Source organism: Candidatus Oleimmundimicrobium sp., assembly GCF_030651595.1.
In the GTDB taxonomy this organism is placed as follows: domain Bacteria; phylum Actinomycetota; class Aquicultoria; order UBA3085; family Oleimmundimicrobiaceae; genus JAUSCH01.
Map to the genome: position 1 here is coordinate 1 of NZ_JAUSCH010000097.1, position 10,899 is coordinate 10,899.

Genomic DNA, 10,899 nt, shown 5'->3' on the forward strand with positions numbered 1-10,899 from the left:
TGGCGGGAGGAACGTAAGGTTATTATTCTGTCATTGCGAGGAAGTGGGAATAACCATCTCCGTCATTGCGAGCGAAGCGCGGCAATCTCAAGATCATCACCACGCCCTTCGGGCTCGTGATGACGAATAGGGTGTCATTGCGAACGAAGTGAAGCAATCGGTTTTTAAATTTACAATGATGCGTAAGCGATACCTCTCGTTATTACCGTGCTAGTAGGCAGTGAAGCAATCTAGACTGCCACGCTCCTTTTAGTCACTCGCAGTGACAAATAGGGTGTCATTGCGAGTTCCGATGTTTCATCGGGACGCGGCAATCTTGAGATCACCACGCCCTTCGGGCTCGTGATGACGAATAGGGGGTTATTGCCTGCCTGCCGGTAGGCAGGGCAGAACTCGCTCCGATAAATCAAAGCTCAAACAGCTTTGGCTTATTTCCTAAACAACCTATTTTGAAACCTAAAAATGACCCTTCGTTTCTCCCCTTTGTTCTTCCAGTGCCTGAGGCAGGGTCATCTCGGTCTCGACCTCGGAGAATTTCTCTCGAATTGGAGCCCTCTTCTTGATGTCCGAGACGAAGCCCGACTTGAAAGGGAATGAAATGAGGGATGATATAACAATTTAAAATAATTTAAAATAATTTATAACGATTTAATCCATTAATTACTTAACAACCTTCGTATTAACGCATTAACGTTATAACGTTAATGCGTTAATAGCTGATTATGAATTTCTGGAATGGGTTAAACAAATTGTATGCTCATATAGTTTACTCATATAGTTTATGTATGCTCATATAGTTTACCTGCCGCAGGAGGGCTTGCCCGCTTTCAGCCAAATGCTTTAACCAAAATAATCCTCCGGACTAGATGGTCCTATAGACTACTGCCGGTAGGCATGGTCAGCGCTCTCATATACCTGCCCGCCTTGAGAGGGTCGTCCCCGAACAGTCCACTGGGGTTTTAAAAACTAAAATTAATAAAAGTTTTTTTGTTTTCCCTGAAGACTGGTAGCTGGCAGATGCCTGCCCGCCTCCCCGCCTGCCTACGCCTATTATGCCGTTAGGCATTGGCGGGCAGGTGGCGGAGGTGGGGGTGGTGAGGTTTTACCCTCACCGTGCTTGTCTTAGAGACTGGCACAGTGAGGGCTGGAGGCTGACCTCCTTTTTTTTCAAACCTTAAATTTTTTATCGGGAGAGGCGCTTAAAATGTTTTATTAATTTTGGTTTTTTGCCTTGTTTATTTTATCTAATGTTATTTTTAGCTCTTCATCTTCGGGCCAGATTTCTAAACCTTTATTTACTATCTCTAAAGCATTTTTCCAGTCTTTTTTAACCCCATAAGCCCTTCCCAAATAATTATAGGCATACTTGTTGCCTTTCGGATTTAGCTCAATTGCTCTTTCAAGTTCAGGTATGGATTCGTTGGTTTTACCCATCTTAAAATAGGCGAAGCCCAACCCAAGGTGGCTTCCTTCCATATAAGGGTCTATCTCAACCGCTTTCTTAAAGTTCTCCGCGGCCTTTTCCGGCTGGTTATAATTTCCGTATATGATTCCCAAAGAGATATAGGGATTTATGCTGTATGGATTGAGGTCTCGAGCTTCTTCGTACGCTTTTACGGCCTTATCGAAATATCCTCTATACTCTTTAGATGTTGTGGACTCCATTTTTGCTTTGTAAATATCCCCCAGTTTTAAAAGGTACATTTCGCTTCCGACCTTTTTGCCGGCTGCTTCTTCAAACAAGTTTATAGCTTCCGTGCTCATCTCATAAAACTCGGCTCTAAATCCCTCTTTAAAACTGAAATCGGCTTGTATCGGCTCAATGGTTGTTCTATACAGAGTGAAGATTAAGAGGCCGGAGATTGCGAAAACGGCGAGATAGTGGGGAGTGCCCGGTTCTACCCAGGGAAGCTCAATCTCCTTTTCTTGGGGGGTTGTCAGTTGGCCTACGGATAAGGCCAGCCCCATCATTATCCAGAGAAGATAATCAAAATTTACCGAGGATGGGTTGAATTGCAACTGGACGAGGCAAGCAGTTATTCCGGCCAAGAGTCCGCCGAGTGTTAGGGCCAAGTCACTTTTTTTAATTGAGCCCAAGGTTTTTAAACTGCCTCGGTAAAGGGCGATGAATATCCAGAGAAAGGCAATTAAGCCCAAGATTCCCGTGGTTGAGAGCGTTTCCAGCAATTCGTTATGGGCTTTATCGTAATACGTGTTTTTCTCAATTTCGTGTATCTCTTTGGGCAGATATTTCGGGAGAACCAGCGCCAGTGTATCGCGGCCATAGCCCAAAAGCGGCCTGTCGGCTGTTGCTTTTAAAGTGCTTTTCCAGAGGATAAATCTTGTGGCAACGGTTCCGCCTCCTCTTACGGCGGAAATAGTTCTTTCTTTTAATGCTTCCAGTTCAGACGAGCCCTCCGTTTTTTTGAGCGGCGCGTATGAGCTTAATACTACCAGGATGAGCAATGTGGTAATGATGGCGACACCAAGCAACTGGATCGGTTTCTTAAGGTCGTTAATTTTAATCTTTTTTCTCTGGGAAAAACCAAGCGCTGCCAAGAACAATACGCCGACAGCAAATCCCATCCAGCCGGAACGGGAATACGTTAAGATGAGACAAATAAACGCGAGAACGCTGGTAATGGCCGAAAATATCTTCATTTTTATCGGCGCTGTGAAACTGCGCGCCAGGGCAATGAAGAAAGTTAAAAGTAAATAAGAAGAGAGGAAAGCTGAGTTTCCGATGGTAGAAGCAGTCTGGCCCACGTGGGCAGGCAGCTCTAATAGGTTTAATCCGTAGTGTTGCAGAATTCCGATGAGGGACACGAAAAAAGCGCCAAAGATGGAGGCGTCCAGCACCCGATTAAGATTTTCTTCCGACTTTATGGAATTTACCGAAAGCCATACTAACAAGACATAGCAGATCATGGTGAGCAGCCCCTCATACCGGTGAAACTCGCCAAAGACGCTTCGGGTGGGGTCAATTGAAAAGATGGTTGAAAGCCCCAGAACCAAAATGAAGGTGAGAAGGGGCAAGTCAAGCGCGGTTTTTTTAAAAACTATCTTACCGGTTGCAACTATTTTTAAAATTGCCAAAATGACAAGAAAAAATGTAAGCGAGCGCAAGACTAATAGCTTAGGGAGTTCGTAATATATTGTCAGCCACGGGCTATAAATAAGCGGGACCGCAAAGACGATGGCTCTTAAACTCCAAATGGAGAGGGCATCACAAAACCAGACTATACCGCTTTCGCTTTCATTGTGCTTATTATTTTTTGTCATCTTACTCCTCTTTTATTGAAATTGAGACGGACAAACTATAGGTTATTTTATACTTATAAACATTTACAGTCTATGGTAAAATTTCTCAGGCAAAAAACCTCTAATACTTAAAACAAACCAAGAAATCTAATTAAAAGCTTGGCAAATTAGAACAAATTAAAAAACCTGCTTACAAACAAAACTTCTGCTATTTAGAACAAACCAAGAAATTTAGTTATAAGCAAAACGCAAAACGCAAAACCTATCATCCATTAATTACTAATCTCACTTACACTCAACCTTGTCTACATCTTGCTCTACCTTTGTATTAACGTATTAACGTTATAACGTTAATACGTTAATGATTATCAGTTCTTCCGTGGTTATTGTTTGAATTTTTTATTATTTGAATTTTAAAAGAAATTTTAAAAGAATAATCTTTTGAAAAAAGTGGTGAGGTAGAATTATTCTTTTGGTGCGGGCTCTATGAAATTTTCCAACAACTCTCTTATTCGCGAGTCAAAAAAAGTAGCGTCACTGTAACTTATTAAATATTTCTTTCCTTCAAAGTTGGATTTAATTAAAGATAAAATTGATTTAACAAACCGATCTTGTTTTGGATTAATGGAGTAATAAGTGAAATTTCTTTTTTGTTTGGCTTTTATTAAATTTGCGTGAGAGAGAATTGCCAAATTTCGAGAAGCTGTCATCGAATGAATTTCAAGCTCGTCAGCAATTTCGCATACGTGTGCCTCTTTTTTCTTAAACAGAAAGTTTAAAATCTCCAATCTTTTGCGGTAAGACAATGCTTTAAAAAGAAATTCCATATCCGTTATATTATTTACCATTTTACTTCCTTAAATTTCTCAAAATTTCTTAAAATTAAAATTAAAATTCAATGTTTATGATTTGTAGCTATTATCGCATTAACGTTAATACGTTAATAGCTTTTTTGATTATTTTTATATTACTTTTGAATTAATTGTTATTGAATTACAGGTTTAGCAAGTTGCAGATTTAGCAAGTTGCAGATTTAGCAAGTCAGAAATAAGTAATTGTAAGTTGGAGGGAGATAAATAAAACAGCAAAGTGAAGTTTACGAGGATATGTTGGGATAACGAATAAAAATTTGGGTTTATTGAATAATCGAGGCTATTTGGGCAAAGACGGTGTTGCTGACTGCTCCGCTTCCTCCCAATATGTAAACTTTTTCTATCGAATAAGCGTTGGTAGTGAGAATTGAATCTACTGTATCGGATAAGAAAGTTGGCGATGTTATTAAGAGAGGGCTTGTTTTGTTTTTAGCAAAAGCGCTGCCGCTCAACGCGTCAGGAAAATTTTGGCCCGTTGCTATAATGGGGGTTGTCCAAGAAAGGCCATAATTTAATTGAGCATACTCTATAATTTTAGCGGCTGTTTCATAACGATCTGTTCCGGCTAATCTTGTTGGATTAGGAAGATTGGTTTCCACTTCGCTTGAAACAACCGCAGTTCCTCCAACTATGATGGTTTTTGTTATTCCCAAATCGGATAGTGCTTGACTTGTTGAAATCGGGATAGAATTTTTGGTTACGAACAGTATAGGTATGTTTTGGCTTGCGGCCATGCTTGATACGGCGAGTGCGTCGGGAAAGTTTTCTCCGGTTGCAATTATCGCTGTTTGGTTGAGCGAGTTGACTTCTTCCGCAATTTTAGAGGCAGTTTCGTATCTATTGCTCCCCCAAATCCTATCAACAGTAGTAACGATGCTTTTTAATTGAGATTCCACTTCAATAGATACCGCTCCCGCTCCTCCCAAAATATAGGCTTGAGTTGCGCCGAGGCGTGATATTTCATTGAGCAACTCTGCTGACACGGATGCTCGGGGGGTGAGAAGAATCGGGCAATCATATTTTCCTGCTAAAGGAGCGCTTGCTAAAGTATCCGGAAAGTTTTCTCCCGTTGCGATTATAACCGTTCCCGAATTATCCCAACCTTTTTTAGAGATATTAATGGATGTTGAATATCTTGTTAGGCCATAAATTCGTTCAACCTTAAACACTTTTGAGGCGTTTATCCTACCGTAACCGTAATAGATATCGTAACCTGGGCTACCTAAGTCATCTACTCCCTGAACAATCGCGTTTTCGACTTCGGCGGGAGTTAGTGTTGGATATTTGCTCAATATAAGGGCCGCAAGGGCAGATACGTATGGGGCGGCAGCCGATGTTCCGCTAAAAAAAAACTGATAAGGTAGGCTTGGATTAGGTGAAGTCGCAACCCTAAGTGCTGCCAAGACACTTTCACCCGGGGCCGAAATATCCACAAAAGAACCGCTGTTTGACCAGTCAGGATGACCATCGGTTTCATTCGTTGCCGACACCGCAATTACGTCATCGTAAGCAGCGGGATAACAGATATATGGGAAAGGGACATCTTCCAAGAAATTCCCTGCGGCTGCTACTATGACACAACCCTTGTCTCTGGCGTAAATTATTGCCGATTCAATTGATGGTGATGGGTCCGGGCCGCCTAAGCTTAAATTAATTACATTTGCTCCGTTGTCCGCGGCATACATTATCCCGCTGGCAATATTGTAACTCCAGCCATCAGAATTATTTAAAACCTTTACGGGCATGATTTTTGCTTCCCAAGAGAGCCCGGCCATGCCGAGGCCGTTATTTGTTTTAGCCGCAGCTATACTTGCCACCCCTGTTCCATGGCTTTGAATGCTATCGTCGGAGGGGTCGGAATCATTGTTGACAAAGTCATATCCTACAACTGTTTTTCCTATAAGATCCGGGTGCTTAAAGTCGATTCCTGTATCAAGAACAGCTATAATTATGGGAGTGGTTGAACCCGTTTCTATATCCCAGGCCAGCTCAGCTTGAATCTTAGGAAGCGCCCATTGGTCGGGATAGAGTGGGTCATTTGGAACAAGAAATCCTTTATATATACTATTTGGCTCGGCAAATTCGATATCCGGATTTTCCTTGTATTTTTTTACGAGTTCGCGCACCTGGTTGTTTGGAATTTTAAGACGGTATATGCCTAAAGTAGGAACTTTGTCTACAATTGTTGCCCCAAAATTTTTATTTATTGCATTTATTTTCTTTCTGCTTGTGACGGGCTTAAATTTAACCAAAATTTCATCGGAAACAAAACGTGTTGAAAAATTTTGCTCGTTCGACAAAGCGGTGGTTGAAGGTGAAGTAAAAAGTTTAATTGGCGCAATTGCCATCGTTTGGACAGGTATTGACAGCACCAAAGTTAAGATGACTAAGGGAATTAACATTTTTTTTAAAAAATTTGGCACAAATTTAAATTTCATAAATTATCCTTTGTGAGTTATCTTTTATAAAGATATCGACAGTTTTACTATGTTACTTGAGATAAAAATTTATCTCTTTACTCTTTAAATCCATAATAACACTTAAAGGGTTTTTAGTTACTTTTGAAAATATGAATTATTAAAATACGATAAATTTAATCAATGTTCTTTTTATGTTTTATAATAAGATTAATTTATTGACCTTTAAGGGAGAAAAAATGTTTTACGAGAAGATAATAAAGAGTTTAATCGCGCTTGTTTTTTCATTTTGCATGATTATTTTATTTACTCCCAATGCCCATGCTCTTTATACTAATAACCTCCTTAAAAATCCTGGTTTCGAAGATTTAGTTTCGGGAACTTCAAGGCCTTATCGATGGCAGTTCTTTAACCTTTATACCTATCGCGGGGATATCTCCGTTAATAATTACAAACGTTTTGAGAATAAATCTTTTCATATTTATGGTGAACAGGGAAGAAGGAAAGCTGTTTATCAGGTTATTAAAGTTTCCGGAAGGGTAGGGGACGTTATAGAGTTTTCCGGGTGGGCCAAAGCTTTAAGGGCCGATAATTTCGATGGTCATTTTGGGCTTGTTATAGGAATTCATTATACCGATAAGACATGGAAGTGGGTCTCTCATAGGTTTAATTACGAAACACATCCATTTGAGTTCGGTGAAATAGAAGCTATCGCCGGCAAGTCTTTTGACCACATCGTTGTGTACTGCACGTTTTATAATCAACCGGCAGGTAGTCACGCATGGTTTGACGGTCTCAGGGTGAACAAAAACCCCTATTTCCCGAGGCTCATGTTTCGGGTTAATGAAAACGATTTGAGTTCCTCTGAATTTAACGATTTAGGTTGTTCGGTTGTTTTGCAACCTCGTCTTGGAGCCCAACACGACGAGGCCATTCAGAATTACCTGAACGCTGTTCCCGAGGGTGTTTGTGTGATATTCTCGTTTTCGGCACGAGGGGCCGGTTGGGACGGCGATAAATACTATTATACATGGCTAAAAGATCCGAGTGGTTATTACTATTTTAATCGCGATAGAGCAAAGGAAATTCTAGAAGGGTATGCGAATCACCCGAAAATAGGAGCTTGGTATCTTTATGACGAGCTCACAACCGGACAGGTAACCATCTCCGAACTAAAAGAAGCGTATCAATATGTTAAAAGCTTTAGCTCCAAGCCGGTGGGGGTTTGTTTTTCTCAAGGCCAAGAATTTCTGAATTTTGATTGCGGTAACGGTTATTGTGACTTTCTCTTGCTTGATTTCTACCCGTTTCTGTCCAGCCGGAGCAGTTATCCCATAATTGAGGATGATAGAAGCGACCATTGCCAAATAGACAGGCAGTGGAGAAAAATGAGTTTTGGATTGACCTCCAATAAGCCCTGGTACGGAGTAGTTCAGACTTTTGGCAAGGACGGTTTGAGTTATCGAGAGCCCTCAGAAGAGGAAATTTTGACTCAAACAAGGGAGTATAAGTCCCTGGGAGCTGGGGGAATAGCATATTTTAGCTACAGCCATGATGATGATAACTCTGATCCGCTGAGACCGCCATATTATCACGTTTACGATAAACCCGAGTGGCAGGAAGCTGTAAGAGCGGCAAACCAGGAGTGGCTCCGGGATCGCTAAGAGATGTTTATTTATCATTAATGCCTTCAATTGCGTTGCTCTTTATATTAAATTTTTTTTTGGAGTATCTTTATGCTTATTTATACGTATATTTTAATTAAAGAGAATAGCTTGTTTTGCCAGTCAAGTATCACTTTAAGAGGTGGAAATATTGAAAGATAGAGAACTCTTGAAGCTGGTGGAACAAGCTAAAAATTACGATTCAAAAGCTTTTGGGTTGCTTTATGAGCAATTTGTTTCGAAAGTTCACAGCTATATTTATTATCGAACGGGCAACTTTTTTGAGGCGGAGGATTTAACCGCTCAAACTTTTTTGAAAGCTTTTAACGCTATAGGTAAATTTGATGGGCAAAAGGCATCTTTTCCAACTTGGCTCATTAGAATAGCCAACAATTTGACAATAGATTATTTTAGGTTGAAAGGCAGGCGCCCCGAGGTTTCTTTAGAATATGTTCGTGAAAATTGCGATGATTGTAATCTTGAGGAAACTGTTCTAATCAACGCCATGAGTGATAGAGCCAAGGAATTGATTTCGGGATTAACGGATGAACAACAGCAGGTGATGATTTTAAAGTTTAACCTGCATTTTACAAATAATGAAATAGCAAAAGCTTTAGGCAAAACAGAAGGTTCTGTAAAGTCACTACAGCATAGGGCTTTAATCAAAATAAGAAAGATTTTAGAGGAAGAAAATGGAAAATAAACTTGAAAAAGCTCTGGACAATTGCATAAAGCTCCTTAGGGATAGAGGAGAAAGTATAGATGGCTGTTTGGCTAAATACCCGGACTTGAGAGAACAATTAGAGCCGTTGCTTCAGGCTGCTTTGGCAGTTAGAGAAGCTTTGCCGGAAATTTCTCCATCAATAGAATTTAAAAAATCTTTAAGAGCAAAACTAGATGCAATGGTTGAAAGCAAGCATAAGGAATTTGTTTTATCGAAAAAAACTTCAAGGAAAAGACTTTCTTTCCCTATGTTTTTGCAGCCGCGATTAAACGCTTTAACAACAGCGATTGCAGTTGTCTTCATCTTTGCTGTTTTAGGCGCGGGAACGATGGTTGCATCCGCCAATAGCCTTCCCGACAGCTTACTTTATCCGGTAAAGATGGCAGTTGAAAATGTGGAGGTTATCTTATCAATAAGTGCTTTCGATAAGGCTCAAACTTATCTTGAATTGGCAGAAAAACGTCTTAATGAAGCAGAAGCAATGGTCGACATTAAAAACGAAAAACTCGTTAAAGAATCGCTTGCTGCGATGGATATTAATCTTAAGAAGGCCATGAAAGAGGGGGACAATTTAACCGACGATGAGAAACTTGAATTTTTTGAGAAGTTAACTAAATTTGCTGACCACCAGCAAATTGCGCTCAAAGAAATGCTTAGAAATGTCTCTGGGTTAACCGGTGAAGCAATAACTTGTTCGCTTAATTTAAATCAAGAGGCAGTCGGGCAGGCAAGTCTGACACTTAAATCGTTAAAGAGGGACTTTACTAAAGAGAAGGCCAGTCTTGCTGATGAATCTTTAACATCCGCGACGGCCGAAGTCAAAGAGAAAGAGCTAACCGAGGAAATTGAGTCGTTGACTCAAAAGAAAGGTGCTGAAGAGGTAGAGTTATTTAAAGTTAATTTAGATGTTTTTAGTCCAAATGGAGATGGTATAAAAGATATTTGTAAGATTAACATAAAGGCGGCTTCGGGGCAGAACTTGTGGGTCGATATCTTTTCAAAGAAAGGGGTTTTGATTCGTTCCAACTTAAAATTGGCTGAAACCATGTTTTCTAAGGGAAATTACATAACCTCTTGGAACGGAAACAATAACGTTGGGCAAATTGTTTTGGACGGAACCTATCTGTTTAAACTCAAGGGCGAGGATGGAAATTATATCTCTTTGACAGCGGCTGTAAAAATGGACAATACGGCTCCCGCGCCACCGGATTTATTGGCACCAAATGATGGAGCGATTATTATAAACGATGCTCGAGTTGCCTTGTATTGGTCAGGTTCCCGTGATTCTGATACAGAAATGTATGTTTTGCAATATTCCCAAGACCCGAATTTTAAAGAAGCAAAGACAATTGGCGATTTAGGTACCGTTTTTGTGTCTGGGTTTTCAGAGGGAGATTGGTATTGGCGGGTAAAGTCGGTTGATAATGTTGGTAACGCAAGCAATTATTCATCTTCTCGAACTTTTACTATCAAGTGAGAGACTATCCATAATCAAATAACGAGCAGTTAACTAATTGTTAGCTTGGCCGTTTACTCACACTCCTTTGGAAATCGTAAGGCGCAAAGTGCAGATTTAAAAATATTTTAAAACCTCGAGATTACTTCACTCCCACCTACGTCTATGATACCGTCAGGCATTGGCGTGCAGGTCGCTCGCAATGACAGTGATAATGAGATTGCCAATCAGCTACTAAAGACTACCAAGTTCATTTTGAACTTCTTCGGAAATTACCCCAAAACCACCGGTGATATAGAGTTTTTTAATGTCATCGCTGTAATTTATGAGGTAGTTTTTTGTCGAATTAGGAATGGAACCGTTTCGTGTCAACAACATCGGGCATGGCCCAATTTTGGCTGCGTATGAAGCGCTTGCTAAGGCATCTGGGAAATTTTCGCCTGTGGCGATGAAGATATTATCTGAACCGGGAAAGTATAAGAAATACCTTTCGGCTATTTTTTTG

The 10,899-nt window shown here is 40.3% G+C and carries 7 protein-coding genes; 3 read left to right on the top strand and 4 right to left on the bottom strand.

All coding sequences use genetic code 11. From position 1 onward, the window contains the following. Window positions 1–1,212 precede the first annotated feature (1,212 nt). The 3 genes from Q7U95_RS05825 to Q7U95_RS05835 all read right to left on the bottom strand — a co-directional run bounded on the left by Q7U95_RS05825 (window position 1,213) and on the right by Q7U95_RS05835 (window position 6,571). A complete protein-coding gene (locus tag Q7U95_RS05825; RefSeq protein WP_308752700.1) occupies window positions 1,213–3,282 on the bottom strand; it encodes an O-antigen ligase family protein in 2,070 nt (689 codons plus the stop codon). A 443-nt stretch (window positions 3,283–3,725) separates the two neighbouring features. Next, a complete protein-coding gene (locus Q7U95_RS05830) occupies window positions 3,726–4,109 on the bottom strand; it encodes a metalloregulator ArsR/SmtB family transcription factor (protein ID WP_308752702.1) in 384 nt (127 codons plus the stop codon). A gap of 287 nt (window positions 4,110–4,396) precedes the next feature. After that, window positions 4,397–6,571, bottom strand: coding sequence for a cell wall-binding repeat-containing protein (locus Q7U95_RS05835; RefSeq protein ID WP_308752704.1), 2,175 nt, complete (start codon window positions 6,569–6,571; stop codon window positions 4,397–4,399). A 218-nt stretch (window positions 6,572–6,789) separates the two neighbouring features. Between Q7U95_RS05835 and Q7U95_RS05840 the strand changes: the two genes are divergently transcribed. The 3 genes from Q7U95_RS05840 (at window position 6,790) to Q7U95_RS05850 (ending at window position 10,415) form a co-directional block, all read left to right on the top strand. Next, complete coding sequence (locus Q7U95_RS05840) at window positions 6,790–8,214, top strand: hypothetical protein (RefSeq protein ID WP_308752706.1); 1,425 nt, start codon at window positions 6,790–6,792, stop codon at window positions 8,212–8,214. Window positions 8,215–8,365: 151 nt separating this feature from the next. After that, window positions 8,366–8,917: a sigma-70 family RNA polymerase sigma factor gene (locus tag Q7U95_RS05845; RefSeq protein WP_308752708.1), complete on the top strand. Its 552-nt coding sequence runs from the start codon at window positions 8,366–8,368 to the stop codon at window positions 8,915–8,917. After that, window positions 8,907–10,415, top strand: coding sequence for a DUF5667 domain-containing protein (locus Q7U95_RS05850; RefSeq protein ID WP_308752710.1), 1,509 nt, complete (start codon window positions 8,907–8,909; stop codon window positions 10,413–10,415). The genes Q7U95_RS05845 and Q7U95_RS05850 overlap by 11 nt, the downstream gene beginning before the upstream one ends. Before the next feature lie 213 nt (window positions 10,416–10,628). Here the strand turns inward: Q7U95_RS05850 and Q7U95_RS05855 are convergent. Beyond that, the coding region (locus Q7U95_RS05855; protein ID WP_308752712.1) for a cell wall-binding repeat-containing protein at window positions 10,629–10,899 on the bottom strand (271 nt) is incomplete at its 5' end.